This is a genomic window from Micromonospora sp. MH99 (assembly GCF_021442385.1).
Taxonomy (GTDB): Bacteria; Actinomycetota; Actinomycetes; order Mycobacteriales; family Micromonosporaceae; genus Micromonospora.
The window spans coordinates 66,096-84,086 of sequence record NZ_MUZA01000001.1 but is presented as its reverse complement, the minus strand read 5'-3'; the positions used below and the strand labels follow the sequence as shown (position 1 = coordinate 84,086).

General features: G+C 69.6%; 14 protein-coding genes, 9 tRNA genes and 1 pseudogene. 10 read left to right on the top strand and 14 right to left on the bottom strand.

Annotated elements, in window-relative coordinates; translation table 11 throughout:
- Positions 1 to 300 precede the first annotated feature (300 nt).
- From B0E54_RS00425 to B0E54_RS00365, 14 genes and pseudogenes are all read right to left on the bottom strand, one after another.
- Positions 301 to 374 (bottom strand) — tRNA-Met (locus tag B0E54_RS00425).
- A 5-nt stretch (positions 375 to 379) separates the two neighbouring features.
- A tRNA-Thr gene (locus B0E54_RS00420) sits at positions 380 to 453 on the bottom strand.
- 6 nt (positions 454 to 459) lie between these two features.
- Positions 460 to 535: transfer RNA gene (locus tag B0E54_RS00415), tRNA-Thr, on the bottom strand.
- A gap of 1 nt (position 536) precedes the next feature.
- Positions 537 to 612 (bottom strand) — tRNA-Leu (locus B0E54_RS00410).
- A 4-nt stretch (positions 613 to 616) separates the two neighbouring features.
- Positions 617 to 688: transfer RNA gene (locus B0E54_RS00405), tRNA-Gln, on the bottom strand.
- 35 nt (positions 689 to 723) lie between these two features.
- A pseudogene (locus tag B0E54_RS00400) lies at positions 724 to 861 on the bottom strand (HNH endonuclease); the annotation flags it as partial.
- 138 nt (positions 862 to 999) lie between these two features.
- Positions 1,000 to 1,072: transfer RNA gene (locus B0E54_RS00395), tRNA-Gly, on the bottom strand.
- A 1-nt stretch (position 1,073) separates the two neighbouring features.
- A tRNA-OTHER gene (locus B0E54_RS00390) sits at positions 1,074 to 1,149 on the bottom strand.
- Positions 1,150 to 1,306: 157 nt separating this feature from the next.
- Positions 1,307 to 1,381 (bottom strand) — tRNA-Glu (locus tag B0E54_RS00385).
- 251 nt (positions 1,382 to 1,632) lie between these two features.
- A tRNA-Trp gene (locus B0E54_RS00380) sits at positions 1,633 to 1,705 on the bottom strand.
- A 73-nt stretch (positions 1,706 to 1,778) separates the two neighbouring features.
- On the bottom strand, positions 1,779 to 1,910 hold the full coding sequence (locus B0E54_RS32310; RefSeq protein WP_255786185.1) for a hypothetical protein: 132 nt from the start codon (positions 1,908 to 1,910) through the stop codon (positions 1,779 to 1,781).
- A 103-nt stretch (positions 1,911 to 2,013) separates the two neighbouring features.
- Complete coding sequence (locus B0E54_RS00375) at positions 2,014 to 2,832, bottom strand: alpha/beta fold hydrolase (RefSeq protein WP_234580975.1); 819 nt, start codon at positions 2,830 to 2,832, stop codon at positions 2,014 to 2,016.
- Between the two features lie 19 nt (positions 2,833 to 2,851).
- Positions 2,852 to 3,421: a DJ-1/PfpI family protein gene (locus B0E54_RS00370; protein ID WP_222952845.1), complete on the bottom strand. Its 570-nt coding sequence runs from the start codon at positions 3,419 to 3,421 to the stop codon at positions 2,852 to 2,854.
- Between the two features lie 88 nt (positions 3,422 to 3,509).
- Positions 3,510 to 4,253 carry a GntR family transcriptional regulator gene (locus B0E54_RS00365; RefSeq protein WP_234580974.1) on the bottom strand — a complete coding sequence of 248 codons (744 nt, stop codon included), beginning with the start codon at positions 4,251 to 4,253 and terminating at the stop codon, positions 3,510 to 3,512.
- A gap of 357 nt (positions 4,254 to 4,610) precedes the next feature.
- On the opposite strand from B0E54_RS00365, the gene B0E54_RS00360 reads away from it, so the two are divergent.
- The 10 genes from B0E54_RS00360 (at position 4,611) to B0E54_RS32655 (ending at position 17,822) form a co-directional block, all read left to right on the top strand.
- Complete coding sequence (locus tag B0E54_RS00360; RefSeq protein WP_234580973.1) at positions 4,611 to 6,017, top strand: extracellular solute-binding protein; 1,407 nt, start codon at positions 4,611 to 4,613, stop codon at positions 6,015 to 6,017.
- Positions 6,018 to 6,064: 47 nt separating this feature from the next.
- On the top strand, positions 6,065 to 6,964 hold the full coding sequence (locus B0E54_RS00355; RefSeq protein ID WP_234580970.1) for a carbohydrate ABC transporter permease: 900 nt from the start codon (positions 6,065 to 6,067) through the stop codon (positions 6,962 to 6,964).
- Positions 6,964 to 7,875: a carbohydrate ABC transporter permease gene (locus B0E54_RS00350; protein ID WP_234580967.1), complete on the top strand. Its 912-nt coding sequence runs from the start codon at positions 6,964 to 6,966 to the stop codon at positions 7,873 to 7,875. The genes B0E54_RS00355 and B0E54_RS00350 overlap by 1 nt, the downstream gene beginning before the upstream one ends.
- Positions 7,875 to 8,942, top strand: coding sequence for an ABC transporter ATP-binding protein (locus B0E54_RS00345; RefSeq protein ID WP_234580964.1), 1,068 nt, complete (start codon positions 7,875 to 7,877; stop codon positions 8,940 to 8,942). Before B0E54_RS00350 ends, B0E54_RS00345 begins: the two co-directional genes overlap by 1 nt.
- On the top strand, positions 8,942 to 10,018 hold the full coding sequence (locus B0E54_RS00340) for an ABC transporter ATP-binding protein (protein WP_234580963.1): 1,077 nt from the start codon (positions 8,942 to 8,944) through the stop codon (positions 10,016 to 10,018). The genes B0E54_RS00345 and B0E54_RS00340 overlap by 1 nt, the downstream gene beginning before the upstream one ends.
- 188 nt (positions 10,019 to 10,206) lie before the next feature.
- Entirely contained in the window at positions 10,207 to 11,667 is a 1,461-nt protein-coding gene (locus tag B0E54_RS00335; RefSeq protein ID WP_234580962.1) for an NAD-dependent succinate-semialdehyde dehydrogenase, read from the top strand.
- Positions 11,664 to 11,804 carry a hypothetical protein gene (locus tag B0E54_RS00330; protein ID WP_234580961.1) on the top strand — a complete coding sequence of 47 codons (141 nt, stop codon included), beginning with the start codon at positions 11,664 to 11,666 and terminating at the stop codon, positions 11,802 to 11,804. Before B0E54_RS00335 ends, B0E54_RS00330 begins: the two co-directional genes overlap by 4 nt.
- A 1-nt stretch (position 11,805) precedes the next feature.
- Positions 11,806 to 13,014, top strand: coding sequence for an iron-containing alcohol dehydrogenase (locus B0E54_RS00325; RefSeq protein WP_234580960.1), 1,209 nt, complete (start codon positions 11,806 to 11,808; stop codon positions 13,012 to 13,014).
- 413 nt (positions 13,015 to 13,427) lie between these two features.
- Positions 13,428 to 14,657: a GH25 family lysozyme gene (locus B0E54_RS00320; protein ID WP_234580959.1), complete on the top strand. Its 1,230-nt coding sequence runs from the start codon at positions 13,428 to 13,430 to the stop codon at positions 14,655 to 14,657.
- A gap of 72 nt (positions 14,658 to 14,729) precedes the next feature.
- Positions 14,730 to 17,822: a hypothetical protein gene (locus B0E54_RS32655; protein ID WP_234580958.1), complete on the top strand. Its 3,093-nt coding sequence runs from the start codon at positions 14,730 to 14,732 to the stop codon at positions 17,820 to 17,822.
- Positions 17,823 to 17,991: the final 169 nt, after the last annotated feature.

Sequence of the window (17,991 nt, the reverse complement as noted above, 5' to 3'; positions counted from 1 at the left end):
CCGTGCTGAGCTGGCTGGCTGAACGGGTGCGCTGGCGCTGCGAGCTGGCGAGGGTTGCTGCCGTGAGTCAGGTGCGACACGTCCAAGTCGAGGCGGGCCGCGACAGCTTGGACACTCGTACGACCTGCTGTCCGTGACTTGCCGATGGCTTCCATGACGTCTGCCCAGCAGGTCGCGCCCTGGACGGCGTTGCGGAGCTGGTCGTCGGTGTAGGTGCGCGGGTTGCCCATAACTAGCAATCCTGCACTAATCGAGTGCGGTGGCTTTGCGATTTTGCCCACCCGGACAGGTGGTGTTGCGTGCCGACACCCGGTGTCGAACCGGGGACCTTCCCGTTATGAGCGGGACGCTCTGACCACCTGAGCTACGTCGGCGAGAGAGCCACCGCCCGGACTCGAACCGGGTGCCTACGTCTTACGAGGACGTCGCTCTGGCCTGATGAGCTACGGCGGCAGGGTGTGGAGCCGGCGACCGGGATCGAACCGGCCCACTCGCGCTTACAAGGCGCGTGCTCTGCCAACTGAGCTACACCGGCTTGGTGCCCCCGACAGGATTCGAACCTGCCCTGTCGGCCGCCTCACGACCGCGCCTCTACCACTGGGCTACGAGGGCCTAGCTGGGAGCAGAGGATTCGAACCTCTACGCACTGGGTCAGAGCCAGCGATGCTGCCGGTTACATCAGCTCCCATCGCGGCCGGCGGGGTGATGGCCCGCCGGCCGGTGTCAGCGCTGCGCCAGCGACCCCCACGCCGGCACGACCGGGCTGGTGCGGAGCACCATGCCTGCCTCGGCCGGGGTCCGATCGCCCTTGCGCTGGTTGCAGGGCGCGCACGCGCTGACGGTGATCCGCCAGGTGTTCTTCAGCATCCGGATCGCGTGGGCGAACCTGACGCGGTGTAGGGGTCCGGCGTCCACCCGGTCCCTCCCTTCTTCCGATCACGAACGGCCCGTTGAGGCCGGCGTCGGTGATGTCGCACTGTCTCTACCCGAGAGGCATCGAGCGGTTGACCCGATTCGAACGGGCGACCTCGACGTTGGCAACGTCGCGCTCTACCAACTGAGCTACAACCGCGTGGAGCCACCGGCGCGAATCGAACGCGCGACCTTCCCCGTACCAGGGGACGCTCCCCCAATCTGAGCTACGACGGCCAGGGCGCCTCCACCACTTGGACGGGAACGTGCCCGCTGGCGCACTTCGCGCCCACCGTTGCCCCACACCTGGGGCAGCTCGACAGGACGCGACACCTCCACGTTGGAAGCGGTGCGTTCAACCACGTGAGCTGGTAGGCGGTAGGGATTTTCCACGTAGGCCATGTCGGGCTCGAACCGACGATCTCCTGGCTGAGAACCAGGTGAGCTTTGCCGACAGCTCCAATGGCCCATGAAGCCGGGAGGGGCTGGGAGACCTGGACCGGTCCCCCGCGAACGTGCCCCTCCCCGACTCGAACGGGTCCGGGACCGGGGTGTCGAACCCCGTGTCTCTCGCTCCCAAAGCGAGCGGGTCAGCCGTCTCCCTCGTCCCGGAGGTAATTCCCCCGGCCGGCGCGTGCCGGCGCCGGCCGGGTCTTGCTCATGCCATCCACTGTGGAGTTGAGAATCTACGACGTCGCCGGCCGCAGCCGGGACGAAAAGCAGGGGCGGCAGGACTCGAACCTGCGACCTTCGGTTTTGGAGACCGGTGCTCTACCAGTTGAGCTACGCCCCTGTGACGTTGTTCCCGCAACAGAAAAGCCGCCCTGTCCCGGTCGGGGTGGGCGGCTTCGCAGCTTGCGCTGACGCTATTCGCGCCGCCACCCCGGATCCCAGTTCCGCTCATTTGCGCACAGGTTGTGGGCTCGCCCGATCGAGGGCAGCACGACACCGCCGCGCGGCATGAGCCGCGTGCTTTCGGTGTAGGCGTACTGCGCCATCGGGAACTCCTCGGGTGGGTCGGGACTGCCTTGCTCAATCAAGGTAGGCGCTGCGTCGATCGGATGGCAATGGATATTCCGAGCGCACGCGGACCGGCCGCGGCTACTGGTGGTCCCGGCCGAGGAAGCACGACAACAGTTGCCGGAACTCGTGCGGGTGCTCGATCGCGGGAACGTGCCCGCATCGCCCGAACACGTGCAGACGGACGTCGGCCAGGTGACCGAGCAGCGGCTGGGCCGTCGTCGCGAACGGGGTGACCCGGTCCTCGGCGCCGTGAATGAGCAGGACTGGCGCGCGGATCGCCGCCAGAGTCTGCGCGGAGAGGGTGAGGTCGTCGACCCACCGTGCTCTGGGGGGCGGGAACAGCGACGCGTACGCGGCCGCCCCATCTCGCATCGCCGCCGCACGGGCCTCGACGGCCGCGTCGGTCACGAGAGCCTGGTCGAGGAGGAGGCGGCTCAGCATGTCCCGTGCCCCGGTCGGGCCGGCCGGGGCGGCCCAGACGGCGTCGAGCTCGGCGGACAGCGGCGCCCCGGGGGCGCCCATCGTCGAGACCGCCACGACACGGGTGACCTGCTGGGGGCGGGCGGCCGCCAACGCCAGCGCCACGGCGCCGCCCATGGAGTGACCCACCACGGCGTAGTGGTCGATGCCGAGAGCATCCATCAGGCCCGCAGCCTGGTCCGTCCACAGCCGGAGCCCGCCCCTGGAGCCCGCCGGGACGGGCGTACGGCCGAACCCCGCCTGATCCGGAGCCACCAGGTGCCAGGACGTGCCCAGCGCCTGCGCGGTCGTTGCCCAGGCGCCGGACCCGGTCGTGCCGGGTCCGGAGCCGTGCAGCATCAGCACCGCGGGACCGGTGCCGCTCTCCAGGACGTGGACGGGGGAACCGTCGACGGTGACGGTCCGAAGTGCCGTCACCGGGGCGAACCAGGTCTGCTCATGCCGAGGCGGAGTTGACGGACTTCGAGAAGAGCTCCATCATCGCCCGGCCGAACTGCGGCATGTCGGGCCAACCCCGGCAGGAGACGAGGTTGCCGTCCACGACGTCGGGAGCGTCGATGACCGTCGCGCCCGCGTTCTCCATGTCACCGGTGATCGGGGGGAAGCACGCCGTCTTGCGGCCCTTCAGCAGCCCGTACACCGCCGGCACCTGCGCGCCGTGGCACACCAGCGCGATGGGGAGGTTGCGCGCGAAGAAGTGCTCGGTGATGCGCCGGACGTCGGCGTCGACCCGGATCCACTCGGGGGCACGTCCACCGGGGATGATGAGGGCGTCGTAGCGCTCAACGTCGACCTCGGCCCAGGGCACGTCGACCGGCAGCTTCCGGCCGTTCTTCTCCACGTAGGCGTCGGAGTTGGGGTCGAACTCGTGGATGACCAGTTGCACGTCACGCATCGTCCGGGACGAGACGTCGACGTCCCAGCCGCCCTCCTGCACGCGGTAGTAGGGATACATGGTGTCGAGTTCCTCGGCGGCGTCGCCGGTCAGGAGCAGCGCTCTGGGCACCTGCTTCTCCTCGCATGTGGGGACGGGCGGGGTGGATCAGATCCAATCCGATCTGATCGAGTTAGCATTCCTCGGCCCAGCCCGCCCGTCAACCCTCCACCGTCATCGGGTCCGCGTCCTTGACCTCGTCGAACAATCGACGGAAACGCTCGCCGGACCGAAGGATGTGCCGACGCATCGCGTAGGCGGCGGCGTCGGGGTCACGCGCGGCGATCGCTGCCACAACGTCCTCGTGCTCGGCCATGGCCAGGTGCGTGACCTGGGTGTCGTGGTGCAGCCGGAAGAGGTGCACGTGGCTGTGCAGGCGAGCGAGCGCTTCCCGGATGACCTGGTTCTCCGCGCTCAGGGCGACGAGATCGTGGAAAGCGGCGTCGCGTAGCCCGAAGGCACCGTAGGCCAGCAGCCCGCTGCCCCCCTGAAGCTCGGCCATCTCCTCCAGCATTCGCCGCAGACCGGCCACCTGCTCCAAGGACGCCCGTTCGGCGGATCTGCGTGCCGCCGCCGGTTCCAGGAGCAGGCGAACCTCGAGCATGTCCTCGAATCGGTGACGGGTGATCTGGGGTGGGATGCGGTAGCCGGCATGGGGCACGCGCACGACCAGGCCCTCGGCCTCCATGCGGTTCAGGGCGTCGCGGATCGGCGTCTGCGAGACCCCCAGCTCTCGCGCCAGGACGTCGATCGTGACGCGGGAGCCAGGCTCGATCCGGAGCGACATCAGCTGTCCGAGCAGCGTGTCGTACACCTCGTCGGCGAGCCTGCCGCGAGATCTTCCCGGCGGCATCGCACCCGGCACGGCCCGCCGGCCCCGCCCGCTCATCGCTTCGTCGTCCATCGTGACCTGAGGTCCTTTCTTGCGCCTTCGGGAACCTGTTGACACCAGTCACGACGCTGCGGCATGCTGACGCCCCCACCCGGATCGTATAGGAAATGCGACGGATGATCTTCATCCTCCATCATCGCGGAACCACCCGCCACGGCGACTTCGATCACCTGGAGGACTGCCCGACGGTCTGCAGACCCAGCACATGGCGGCGTACTCGTGACGCCGACCCCCGGGTCGACCCCCGCGACAGTCCAGCGACACGCCTGAACAACCCAGCAACTGCTCGGCGAAGCGCATAGCGAGGCTCTAGAAGTTCCCACCCAGAAAGCAGGCGAGAACATGCGGAATCCGAAGCGAATAGGAATCATGTCCGTTCCCGGCCGAAAGGCGCGGCTGGCGGCGGCGGCCCTGCTGCTGGTCGCCACGACCGTGACGGCATGCGGCGACGGCAAGGACGACGGCGAGAAGGCGAGCGCCCCCAAGGCGCCGGCGACCATCCCGGAACTCACCAAGGACCCGCTGACTCTCAGCTTCATCTGGTTCGACTGGCCCCCCGCCAAGGCACTGGAAGCCTTCGCGAACGCCGAGTACAAGAAAGAACGGCCGAACACGACCATCAAGGTCAACACCGTGCCGAACGCCAACTGGCACGACGCGATGTTCACCCAGTTCGCCGCGCACAAGACCGACTTCGACATCGCGATCCTGGACTCGCAGCACATCGGCGAGGCCGTGACGAACGGCAACATCCTCGACCTCACCGACTTCGTCAAGCAGAACATCGACGTCGCGGCCTACAACCCGTACCTCCTGGCGGCCTACGGCCAGTTCCCCCAGGCGGAGACGGGCAAACGCGACGAGAACGCCAGCCTGTACGGGCTGCCGCTGCTCGGCGACACCTGGACGATGATCTACCGCAAGGACCTGATCGGTGACAAGCCTCCGCAGACCTGGGACCAGATGATCTCAGTCGCCGAGAAGTGCCAGGCGGAGAATCCTGGCGTCAGCGGGCTGGCGTTCCACCAGGCCAACGGCTCCGACGCCGCGGCCGTCACCTACAACACGGTCAACGGCGTCTACGGCGGCAACCTCTGGGACGCCAAGGCCCGCAAGATCAACGGCGTCCTCAACGACGCCGCCGGCCAGGAGGCGATGGACGTCCTGGTCAACAAGATGAAGCCGCTGACCGCCAAGGGCTCCGGCAACTGGTTCATCGACGAGGTGAACGCGGCGGTAGCCCAGGGCAAGGCCTGCATCGCGTTCAACTGGATCGCCGCGAGCGGCGGGCTGCTGGACCCGAAGCAGTCGACGCTCGGCACCACGCGGGAGCAGATTCTCGACAAGCTGGGCTTCGCCACCCTGCCGAGCCAGAAGACGAACCTGGTCCCTCTGGGCGGCATGGGGATGCACGTGTCGGCCTACTCCTCCGCGGCCAACCAGGCCGAGGCCCTGAACTTCATGAAGTGGTTCGAGCAGGCTGATGTTCAGAAGAAGTGGGCAGCGGCTGGTGGCGTGCCCTCACGTACGGACGCCCTGCAGTCGCCCGAGTTCCTCAACGCCGGGCCCTTCAACCAGGTGTACACGGACTCGGTGCCGCGGATGCGGGACATGTGGAACGTGCCCGAGTACGCGCGCCTCGTCGACATCGAGAACACCAACGTGAACGCGGCGCTCAACGGCGCGAAGAAGCCGAAGGATGCGCTCGACGACATCGCCAAGGAGCAGCAGGGTGTGCTCGACTCCAGCGGCCGCAAGGGCGGCGGCGGACTGTGAGTGACCCCGTCCCTCTGACGACCGACAACCCCGGGCAGGTGGCGTCCGTGCCGCCACCTGCGCCGGGTCGGTCCCGCCGGCTGACCGACCGCGGGCTCGCCGTGGGCTTCATCTCCCCCGCGCTGCTGCTGTTGCTCGCCATGTCGGTGTTCCCGTTGCTGTGGGCGTTGTACCTGTCCTTCACCGACTACTCGGCCACCCGCGGTGGGCCCGCCAATTTCATCGGGTTCGGGAACTACACCGCCATCCTGACGTCGGCGCAGGTCCACCAGAGGGCCCTGACGACGTTGATCTACGTGATCGGCGCGGTCGGCCTGCAGACCGTGCTCGGTTTCGGCATCGCCTACCTGATCTCACGGCGTACGCACGGGCGAGGAGTGCTGACCACTCTGTTCCTGGTGCCGATGATGCTGTCGCCGGTCGTGGTCGGGCTGTTCTGGCGATTCATGCTCGACGCGCAGTTCGGCGTGATCAACAGCATGCTCGGGTCGCTCGGCCTGGGGCAGGTGGAGTGGCTCACCCGGCAGCGGACGGCACTGATCTCCCTGGTCGTGGTCGACACCTGGCAGTGGACGCCGTTCATCATGCTCATCGCGCTCGCGGGCCTGACGGCGGTTCCCAAGTACCTGTACGAGGCCGCCTCGATCGACCGGGCGTCCGAGTGGTTCCGGTTCCGCACCATCACTCTTCCCCTGGTGTGGCCGCTGCTCCTCATTGCCGTGATGTTCCGGGCCATCGAGGCCTTCCGGCTGTTCGACCTCGTCTACATCCTCACCAACGGAGGCCCGGGCGTCTCCACCGAGACGTTGTCGTTCCACGTCTACAAGGTGGCGTTCCTGGGCTTCAACACCGGAACCGCGTCGGCGTACGGGATTCTCATGGTCCTCGTCGTCATCGTCCTCACGCAGTTGTACCTGCGCTACCTGAACAAGCTCAAGGAGGACTGATGGCCGTCTCCGTTGACGAGGCCGTGTCCACAGGTCCTGCCCGGGATCACTCGCCCCCCGCGCGCCGCCTCGGCGGCCGGGGCCGCTCCGGGCTGGAGGTCGCGCTGCTGATCGTGCTGGCCGTCGTGATGCTCTTTCCGGTGCTGTGGATGATCGAGACGTCCATCAAGGAGAACCGGGACGTCTACGCCATCCCGGCGAAGTTCTTCGACTTCAGAGTCACACTGGAGCACTACAGGGACGTGTTCGTCGCTCCCGATGGCGGTCGCTCGGCCCTGTCCGTCTCGTTCCTCAACTCCGCGGTGGTCGCGGGGGTCTCCACGGTGCTGGCCACCGTGCTGGGGGTGCCGGCGGCCTGGGCCTACTCACGCTTCGCCGTGAAGGCCAAGAAGGACCAACTGTTCTTCATCCTGTCCACCCGCTTCATGCCGCCCGTGGTGGTGGTGATCCCGATCTTCCTCATGTACCGCCAGGTCGGACTCATCGACAGCAAGCTCGGGCTGATCCTCATCTACGCCGCGTTCAACGTCCCGTTCACGATCTGGATGATGAAGGGGTTCGTCGACGAGGTGCCCGCGGAGTACGAGGATGCCGCAATGCTCGACGGCTACACCCGTCTGCAGGCGTTCTGGAAATTCACCCTCCCCCTGCTCGTGCCCGGCATCGCCGCGACGGCGGTCTTCGCACTCATCTTCTCGTGGAACGAGTTCGTGTTCGCCATCTTCCTGACCTCCAGCGACGACGTGCGGACGGCTCCGCCCGCCATCGCCGGCCTCATCGGTGGCACCACGACGGACTGGGGTCTCGTGGCCGCCGCCTCCGTGGTGTTCGCCCTACCGGTGCTGGTCTTCGCGTACCTGGTGCGCAAGCATCTCATCGCCGGTGTGACGCTCGGGGCGGTGCGACGCTGATGGCGGGCATCGAGGTGAACGCACTGCACAAGCGCTACCCGGACGGGACGGTAGCGGTTGATCACGTGGACCTGTCCATCGGCGATGGCGAGCTGTTCGTGATGCTCGGCCCTTCGGGTTGCGGCAAGACGACCACGCTGCGGGCCATCGCCGGCCTGGAAAGGCAGACGACTGGCGACATCCGCATCGGCGACACGCTCGTCAACGACCTGCCGCCCGCCGAGCGCGACATCGCCATGGTGTTCCAGTTCTACGCGCTCTACCCGCACCTGCGGACCCGCGACAACCTGGCGTTCCCCCTGCGGGCCGAAGGGCTGCCCAAGGCGGAGGTGCGCGAGCGGGTCGAGGAGGCCGCCCGGCTGATGCGGCTCGGACCGCTCCTGGACCGGCGACCGCGCCAGCTGTCCGGTGGGGAGCAGCAGCGCGTCGCGCTCGCTCGCGCCCTGGTGCGACGGCCGCGCGCATTCCTCATGGACGAACCTCTCACCAATCTGGACGCGGAACTGAGAGCGGACATGCGCACGGAGATCAAGCACCTGCAGGGGGAACTGGGGGCGACCATGGTCTATGTCACCCACGACCAGGTCGAGGCGATGTCGCTCGGTCACCGGATCGCCATCCTCAACAAGGGCCGCGTCGAGCAGATCGGCACGCCGCTGGAGGTGTACGACCGGCCGGCGAGTCTCTTCTGCGCCGCGTTCATCGGCTCCCCGCCGATGAACCTGATCGAGGTGGAGGTGGCCGACGGGAAGCTGCGCGGTCAGGGCGGCCTGGTCCTCACGCCACCGCCCGGTCTGCCGCGCGACGCTCGCCTGGTGGCGGGCGTACGGCCGGAGGCGCTGGAAGTCACCGAGCCAGGGGCGGACGGCACTGTCCCGGCCCGCGTGGTCTCGGCGGAGTGGCTGGGCGACGAAATCATCTACGTGGTCGACCACGGCGGCGAGCGCGACGTACGGGTTCGGATGCCACCGACCGTCCGTTTCGCCGCTGACGCGAAGGTCGGGCTGCGGCACACCGGCGGGACCCCGGCGGTCTACGACGTGCGCACGGAAGAGCTGGTGGCCTGATGGGAACCGTGGCAGCGCGCGGGCTGAGCAAGTCCTTCGGGAAGGTCCAGGCCCTGGACGGGGTGACGCTGGACGTGCCGGACGGCTCGTTCTTCGTCGTGCTCGGGCCCTCCGGGGCAGGCAAGACCACGACCCTGCGAGCGATCGCCGGCCTGGAGAAGCTCGACGCCGGGTCGGTGCACCTGGACGGGAGAGACGCCACAGGTGACACCCCGGCCGCACGCGACCTGGCGATGGTCTTCCAGAGCTACGCCCTCTACCCGCGACACACGGTGTACGAGAACATCGCGTCGCCCCTGCGGGCACGCCGCTGTTCTTCCAGTGAGATCACCACCGCGGTCGAGCAGATGTCGAGCCTGCTGCACATCGAACGTCTGCTGCAGCGTCGTCCCGCGCAGTTGTCGGGCGGTGAGATGCAGCGTGTCGCCCTGGCCCGGGCGCTGGTCCGTCGCCCGCGCGCGTTTCTCATGGACGAGCCGCTGACGAACCTCGACCTCAAGCTCCGCGTCGAGATGCGCACCGAGCTCACCCGCATCCACCGGAGCCTCGGAGCGACGTTCGTCTACGTGACCAACGACCAGGTCGAGGCGCTGTCCATGGCCGACCAGGTCGCGGTCCTCAAGGAGGGCAAGGTGCAACAGGTCGGAACGCCGACCGAGGTGTACGAACGTCCCGCCAACCAGTGGGTGGCGGGATTCGTCGGGAGCCCGCCGATCAGCCTGCTCGCCTGCCGCGCCGAGGGAGATCGTCTGGTCGGCGCGGAGGGCTGGACGCTGCCACGGCCCCACTGGACCACTGCCGAGGACGGTCGTGCGCTGCTGCTGGGCCTGCGAGCTGAGGACCTGTCCGTCGAGCAGCGTGGGAACGCGTCGTTGTCGGGGGAACTCTACGGGCTCGAGCCGCTCGGTGACCGGACGCTTGTCGACGTCCGAGTGGGGACGAAGATCGTCAAGGTCAAGGCCCGGCCCACCGTCACCGGTACGCCGGGCGAACGGCTGCAGGTCACGGTCGACCTGGACCGGGCGCACCTGTTCGACGCGGACACCGGGCTGTCGCTGTCCGAGGCTGGGCGGTAACCGGGACGCCGAGACGGCAGTGGCGATCGGTGGTGCCGGGCGTCGCCCCGCCGACCGGGCCACTGCCCCATTCGACGCGCTCGACGAACCTCGCCCCCGACGAGGGCGGGTGACCCGTCCGTCTGCGCGCACAGCGCGATCGCTGCGGCACGCCGGACATCACCAAGAAGATCACAGGAGGCGACGCGATGAGTGACCCGATGAACGTCCTGGCCCCCGAGCACCGGCGGCTCCGGATCGGCGACGCCTGGCGCGACGCCGCAAGCGGAGCCACCTTCGCCGTCGAGGACCCGGCCACCGGCAAGACCATCGCCGAGGTGGCGGACGCCGACGTCGGTGACGGGCTCGCCGCTCTGGACGCGGCGAGCACGGCAATGGCGCGGTGGGCGGCGACCCCGCCCCGGAAACGGTCAGAGCTGTTGACCGCGACGTACCGGGCGCTGACCGAGCGAACCGAGGAGGTCGCCCGGCTGATCACGCTCGAGATGGGCAAGCCGCTCGCCGAGGCTCGGGCGGAGGTGGCCTACGGCGCCGAGTTCTTCCGTTGGTTCGCCGAGGAGGCGGTGCGCGTCGAGGGGCGCTACAGCGTCGCTCCCGCAGGTGGGTACCGCATCCTCACCGTGCCGAAGCCGGTCGGACCGTGCGTCTTCGTGACGCCCTGGAACTTTCCGTTGGCAATGGGTGCCCGCAAGATCGCTCCTGCGCTGGCCGCGGGCTGCACGACGATCACCAAGCCGGCCGCCCAGACGCCACTGACCATGCTGTTCCTGGCCCGCATCATGGAGGAGGTCGGCGTCCCCCCGGGCGTCGTCAACGTGGTGACCACCAAGCGTTCCGGCAAGGTGGTCTCCGCCCTGCTGGCCGACAGTCGGACCCGCAAGCTCTCGTTCACCGGGTCGACCGAGGTCGGGCGCGTACTGCTCCGGCAGGCCGCGGACAACGTGCTGCGTACGTCAATGGAACTGGGCGGCAACGCGGCCTTGATCGTGTGTGCGGACGCTGACCTGGACGTCGCGCTCGACGGGGCCATGGTGGCCAAGATGCGCAACATCGGGGAGTCCTGCATCGCGGCCAACCGGATCTACGTCGAGGAGCCGGTGCGCGAGGAGTTCACGGCGCGCTTCGCCGAGCGGATGGGCGCGCTGTCGGTGGGCCATGGTCTCGACGACGGCGTGGACGTCGGAGCGTTGATCGACGAGGCCTCGGTCGCCACGATCGACGAGCTGGTCGCCGACGCTGTCGAACGCGGCGCGCGGGTATTGGTGGGCGGCGAGCGCTCGGACGGACCCGGCCACTTCTACCCGCCGACGGTCCTCGTCGACGTGCCCGACGACGCGCGGATGCTGCGGGCGGAGATCTTCGGCCCGGTGGCGCCGATCATCTCGTTCACGTCCGACGACGAGGTGCTGGCGAAGGCCAACGACACGGAACACGGCCTAGTCGGATACGTCTTCACCCGGAACCTCCAGCGGGCGCTCCGGTTCACCGAGGGGCTGGACACGGGAATGATCGGCATCAACCGCGGCCTCATATCGGACCCGTCGGCTCCGTTCGGAGGCGTCAAGCAGTCCGGGATCGGCAAGGAGGGGTCGCACGAGGGCATCCTCGAATACCTCGACCTCACCTACGCGGCGATCGACCTGCCGTGACCGCCCTGCTGCTCCGGCCGCCCGGCGCGCGCGTCCGCGCCATCCGGGCGGCCAACCCTGCCGACGCCGTCGGGGTCGCGCGGGTGACCCGGTCGCTCGCCCAGCACATCGCCGCCGACGTTCGAGAGAGGCACTGACATGCTTGAGACCGTCCGCGGACCACGCCAGCTGATCGTCGGCGAAGGGGTCGCGCAGAACATCCCACGAGTGGTGGCCGAGAGTGGCTCGCGGGTCCTCATCGTGACCGACCAGGTTCTGCTGGGGCAGCCGGGCGTGGCCGAGATCGTGGCCGCCGTGCGGGACACGGTCGAGGTCGTCGCGGTGTTCTCCGACGCGACTCCGGACGTGCCGCTCACCGATGTCGCCCTGGCCGTCTCGGCCGCCGCCGAGGTGGACGCCAACGTCATCCTCGCCATCGGGGGTGGCACGGTGATCGACCTCGCCAAGATCGTCGGCGTCATCCGGCGCCACGGTGGGACGCCGCGCGACTTCTACGGCGAGTCGAAGGTGCCGGGGCCGACGGTTCCTCTCGTCGCTGTCCCGACGACGTCAGGCACCGGTTCCGAGCTCACACCCGTCTCGGTGTTGACCGACCCGGACCGCGCGCTGAAGGTGGGGGTCTCCAGCGTCCACATCGTGCCCGACTTCGCCATCGTCGACCCCGAACTCACCTACACCTGCCCGGCGACCGTCACCGCCCACTCCGGAATCGACGCGTTCTGTCACGCGGTGGAGAGCTACACCGCGCGACCCCGGCCCCACGGACCGCGCGACCCGGTGGAGCAGGTCTTCCTCGGCCGCAACCCGATCACCGACCACTACGCGCTCCTGGCCGCGGAGCGGATCGCCCGTAGCCTGCGTCGTGCGGTCACCGACGGCGGCGACACGGACGCGCGCGCGGACATGTCCTACGGGTCCATGCTCGCCGGGCTCGCCTTCTCCCATGCGGGCAACGCGGCCCCGCACGCCCTCCAGTACCCCATCGGCGCGGCCACGCACACGCCACACGGCCTGGGTGTCGGGCTGCTCCTGCCGTACGCGCTGGACGCGGCCAGGGATGCGATCGCCGACCGGTTGGCCATCCTCGCCGGGGTGTGCGGGCTCGACGTGGCCGACGCCTCGGATGCCGAGGCCGCGCAAACGTTCCTCACCTGGCTCGACGGACTCCTTGCCGACATCGGCATTCCTGCCACCCTGGCGGACATCGGCGTGGCACGCGCCGATCTCCCGCGTTTCGCGGAGATGGCCAGTGGCGTCACCCGCTTGATCCAGAACCATCCGGGCCCGACCGACACCGCCAGCCTGACCGCGATCCTCGAAGCGGCCTGGACCGGGGACCGGACCTGACACATCCCGACTCCGAGCGGAGACAGCGACCGGCCGTCCCCATGACGACGAGTGGTGCGGATCAGGGTGGTGTTGCTGGCCCACGGCTGCTCTTCGTCCCGCGCACGCACATGGCACACACCGGGATGCGACTGCTCTCCGTGGGCGTGCTGCGGGCCGGCGCACCGCTCGCGGCCGCCGTGGCGGTGTCCCCGACTCTCGAATTCCACCGTTCGGCTCGACGCGTCCTGCCGATGACCTGATTTCGCTCCTCCAGGACGGTGCGATCTTCCGTCGACAAGAAATACTCCTGCGGACCCACGCCGATGGAGGCAGCCAGCCGCGCCTCTCGGCGCGCGACACAGGCGTGGCGGGTTCCGCCCGCCGCGCCGGTGGTCAACTCGGCCCGCGAGCAAGGAGAAAGCCACCTCACCATGCCTAGAAAACTGCTCTGCGTGCTGATGTCCGCCGGCCTCGCGGTCGGTACGGCGCTCGGCGTCACGCAGCCCGCGCATGCCGCGGACCCGACCGCCGATGGTGGCGGCCGAGCGAACGCTGGCATCACCCCGGGCGCGCGCAGCGCCGCGACGTCCACGAGTGCCGCCATCCCGGCGGGCTACACGGTCAGGGGCATCGACGTCTCCAGCCACGACCACAACCTGGGCCCGATCAGCTGGCCCGCGGTCGCGGCAAGCGGCGTCAAGTTCGCCTACGTCAAGGCGACGGAGGGCAGGACGTACCTCAATCCGTACTTCGCCGAAGACTATGCCGCGGCCAAGGACGCCGGTCTGCTCGTCGGGGCCTACCATTTCGCCCGTCCGGACAAGCGCGATCCGATCAACGAGGCCAACTTCTTTGTCGACAGCGCGAAGTTCACCAAGGACGGCCAGACCCTCGTGCCGATGGTCGACATCGAGTGGCCCTACTGGAGCGACGCGCCCACCTGCTACGGGCTGACCCCGACCGAGATGTCGAACTGGATCCGGTCCTTCACCGACCAGGTCAAGGCACGCATCGGCCGGCCCGTGATGATCTACACGAACACCAACTACTGGAATCCCTGCACCGGCAAGAACGCGTCGTTCGGCGCCAACCCGTTGGACATCGCCGGCTACACCACCACTCGTCCACCCCTGCCGGCGGGTTGGACCGCGGAGACCATCTGGCAGTACGCCGCCGGCAACCCTAGCCAGCCCGGGAACTACAGCCAGAACGTCTTCAACGGCACCCACGCGGCCCTCACCGGGCTGACCGGCGCACCGGTGGCCGCGCCTCCGGTCGCCCTCCGCTCACGGACCAACAATCGCTACGTGGTGGCGGAGAGCGCCGGCGGCAAGCCGCTGATCGCCAACCGCACCACAGTCGCATTGTGGGAGCAGTTCGACGTGATCAGTGCCGGCGGCGGTTACGTCGCGCTCCGCTCGCGTGCCAACGGTCGGTACGTGACGGCGGAGAGCGCCGGCGCCAAACCACTGATCGCCAACCGCACCAAGGTCGGCACCTGGGAGAAGTTCACCATCATCAACAACTCGGACGGCACGATCAGCCTGCGCGCCGCGACCAACGGCAGGTACGTGGTGGCGGAGAGCGGCGGCACCAAACCCCTCATCGCCAACCGGACGGCGATCGGCGCCTGGGAGAAGTTCGACCGGATCGCTCTCTGAGCACCGCCGCTGCCCGGCATCCTCACCGCGGGGGTGCCGGGCGCGGGCCGGTGCAGCCATTACGATGCGAGCGTGGCTCACGTTGCCCAGGCCCGCAGGCCGTACCCGCTGCTCGTCGCCGCGGCGGTCCTGCTGGCGCTCGGCGCGGCCGCTGCCTGGGGGGTCGGCGACACGCTGGGGCTGAGCCACGCCCCCGCCGCCGTGCCGCGCGAGGACGCTGTCGCCGCGCCGGCGCGGACGCCCACGCCGGTGCCGCCGTTGGCGTCCCTGGTCGTACCCGATGATCTGCGGCTGAGGAAGGCCGCAACCGCCGTCGCCGACGCGGTCGTCTTTCGCGGCCTGCCCCGGCCGGTGCTCGTCCCGGCCGCGCCGCACCCGGCCAAGCCCGCGACGGCCGCACCCGGCACGGCACCGGTCGCCACCCCGGACCTGTCGGCGGTCACCGCGCTGCGGGCGGGCGTGCTGTCCACCCTCGGCGGGCCGCCCGAGTCGTACCGGCTCGACGTGCGCGGCACCGAGCTGACCGTCCAGGGCGGCGACGTCGCGGGCGTGGCAGCCGGGATGTACCGGCTGGCCGACCGGATCCGCTCCGGCGCCGAGGCGCTTGCGGCGGCGGACGCGGGTCGGGTGGTCGTCCCCCGACTCGGCCTGCGGCTGACCGACGCGGGGTCGGTGGGGCGCGAGCCCGACCCGGCCGTCTTCGCCGCCGGCGACGACTATGGCCTGAACACCGACGTGGTCGGGACGGCGGTCCTGCCTCGCGCGCCGTGGGTGGACGCTGCCGCGGTGGCCCGCATCGACGCGCAGTTCCGGCAGTTCGTCGACCACTCGGTGGCGCAGGGATTCAACGGAGTCGTCGTGCCCGGCTTCCTGGAGTACGTAACGTTCGCGAAGGTCGACGACGGGCACGCAGTCTACCCGCCCGGCGACCCGCACGTCGACCGCGCACGGGCGATGGTCGCCGCATTCGGCCCCGTCTTCAGGTACGCCGAGGACATGGGCGTGCGGGTCTTCCTGCTGACCGACATGCTCGCGGTGTCGCCGCCGGTGGAGGCGTACCTGACGCGGACCGTCGGCGGCCTCGACACGGCCGACCCTCGGCTGTGGGCTGTCTACCAGGCCGGTCTGGCCGAGCTGTTCGAGAGCATGCCGTTCGTCGACGGCCTGATGGTCCGTGTCGGTGAGGGCGGCGAGGTGTACGCCGGGGCCGGCTGGGACTACTCGTCGAAGCTCGCGGTCACCACGGCGGCGTCCGTGCGCGCGATGCTGCGGGCACTGCTGGACACGGCTGGCACGGCCGGAAAGGAGATCATCTTTCGCACGTGGACGGTGGGCGTCGGCGCCGTCGGCGACCTGCACACCAACCCGGAGTCGTACGCGCAGGTCCTCGGCGGGCTCGACGACCCACACCTGATCGTGTCCACCAAGTACACCCTGGGCGACTTCTACAGCCACCTGCCGCTGAACACCACCCTGCTGGGCGGCGGGCACCGCCGCATCGTGGAGTTCCAGGCCCGCCGCGAGTTCGAGGGGTTCGGCTCGCTGCCCAACGATCTCGGCCCGCTGCACCGCGAGGCGCTGCGCGCATTCCTCGCCACCAACCCCAACGTCGAGGGTGTCTGGAACTGGACCCAGGACGGCGGTCCCCTGCGCGCCGGGCCCATGTCGTTGTACCTGCGCGCGGGGTTCTGGCAGCTCTACGACCTCAACACGTACGCCGTCGGCCGCCTGGCCTGGGACCCGAACGTCGACCCGGCGCAGATCACGGCCGACTGGGCGTACCGCATGTTCTCCGGCGACCCCGGCACCGTCGCCGCGATCGGTCAGGCCATGGCGCTGTCCCGGCGGGCGGTCACCAAGGGCCTCTACATCGGCCCGTACGCCGACCGGTCGGTGCGGGCGCTCGGGCTGGAACCGCCGCCCATGATGTGGATCTTCGAGTGGGACATCCCGACCGGCGACTCCGCCGCACTGGACAGCATCTACGCGGTGACCGGCGGCCACGTCGACGAGGCGATCGAGGAGGGCCGGCAGGCAGTCGTACTGGCCCGGCGCATGCGGGACCTGGTCGCCGGAACCGAACCGGCGACCTGGCGGGACGCCGAACTGCGCGGGCGTTTCACCGCGACTCTCGACTACCAGGTCGACCTGTTCGAGACGCTGAGCGCGTACCGGGCCATGGTGCTGCGACACGCGCAGTGGCTGGACACGGGTGCCCCGGCGGCCCGCCACGACTGGCGGCTGGCCACAGCGGCATACCACCACGCGCGCGACGCGCACCGGCAGCGCTACGGCGCCGATGTGGACCTGCCGGCGTACAACTTCACCGCCGCCGACCTCGGGGCCCGGCGTGCCGACCGGGACCCGGCGATGGCCTGGGCGGCCCGGGCGATGCTCGGGTCGATCCTGCTGGTGGTGCTGCTCGGCCTCTACGGGCGTGGGTTCGGCGCCGCCGCCGCGCGCGGGTTGCTGCTCGGCGCGCTCCGGCCGTGGCGGGTCGCCGCGCTACCGACGCCCACGACGCGGGCGGACCGGGTGGTGGTGTGGCTGGTCCCGGCAGTGGTGCTGGTGGCGAGCCGGCTCGTGTTGACCTGGTTCGCCGCGCCGGCGCACCTGCTGGTCACCCTCGGTGGGTGGGCGCTGTTCGCCCTCGTCGTACGCCTCGTCGTCGGCCGTCGGGACCCGTTCCACCTGTGGGCCGCGCTCGGCGGCGTCGCGCTGCTGCGCAGCGTGTTGCTGCTGGCGGCGCTCGCCGGGCGCGGACCGGGCGGTTACTGGTTCGCCTTCTGGACCGCGCCGAGCGTGCGCGGGGCGTACGTCACCGTCGCGTTCGCGGCGTTCTGCTGGCTGTTCGTGGTCGTCGCCGTCGTCCTGCGGGACCGGTACGGCAGGCGCCGCCGAAGCGCCGTCGGGTTGACGCTCACCGCCGCGGGTGTGCCCCTCGGCGTGCTGTCCGTCCTGGTCGCGGTGGTGGGCCTGGAACGCGCGCTGACGGTGTGGAACGACCAGCTCGCGCTGCTGCCCTGGGGCCTGTCCCGCATCCTCGGCATCACCGTCTACCTCGGCATCCCCGCCCAACTCCCTGAGTACACCGCCGCCGCCGGAATCGGGCTGGCCGCCGCCGGCCTGCTCCTGTCACTCGGCCGCACCCGGCGATCCGCCTGACCGCCCGACCCACCCGCTCGGCATGCGTGAACGAGCGACAGCCGCTGCAGGAGAGCGCTGCTCAATCCGATCCGCCGCCGGCCCGCCGCCTCGACCTGGCGTCACTCGAGATGGTCGCGGCGCTCATGGCCCTCGACGAGGACGATTCGCCGCTCGGTGCGCTCCTCGG

What these genes read in the sequence shown, in the direction of transcription:
- B0E54_RS32310 (WP_255786185.1), bottom strand. Translation starts at nt 1,910, where the DNA reads ATGGCGCAGTACGCCTACACCGAAAGCACGCGGCTCATGCCGCGCGGC.
- B0E54_RS00365 (WP_234580974.1), bottom strand. Translation starts at nt 4,253, where the DNA reads ATGGACGACGAAGCGATGAGCGGGCGGGGCCGGCGGGCCGTGCCGGGT.
- B0E54_RS00360 (WP_234580973.1), top strand. Translation starts at nt 4,611, where the DNA reads ATGTCCGTTCCCGGCCGAAAGGCGCGGCTGGCGGCGGCGGCCCTGCTG.
- B0E54_RS00350 (WP_234580967.1), top strand. Translation starts at nt 6,964, where the DNA reads ATGGCCGTCTCCGTTGACGAGGCCGTGTCCACAGGTCCTGCCCGGGAT.
- B0E54_RS00345 (WP_234580964.1), top strand. Translation starts at nt 7,875, where the DNA reads ATGGCGGGCATCGAGGTGAACGCACTGCACAAGCGCTACCCGGACGGG.
- B0E54_RS00340 (WP_234580963.1), top strand. Translation starts at nt 8,942, where the DNA reads ATGGGAACCGTGGCAGCGCGCGGGCTGAGCAAGTCCTTCGGGAAGGTC.
- B0E54_RS00335 (WP_234580962.1), top strand. Translation starts at nt 10,207, where the DNA reads ATGAGTGACCCGATGAACGTCCTGGCCCCCGAGCACCGGCGGCTCCGG.
- B0E54_RS00325 (WP_234580960.1), top strand. Translation starts at nt 11,806, where the DNA reads ATGCTTGAGACCGTCCGCGGACCACGCCAGCTGATCGTCGGCGAAGGG.
- B0E54_RS00320 (WP_234580959.1), top strand. Translation starts at nt 13,428, where the DNA reads ATGCCTAGAAAACTGCTCTGCGTGCTGATGTCCGCCGGCCTCGCGGTC.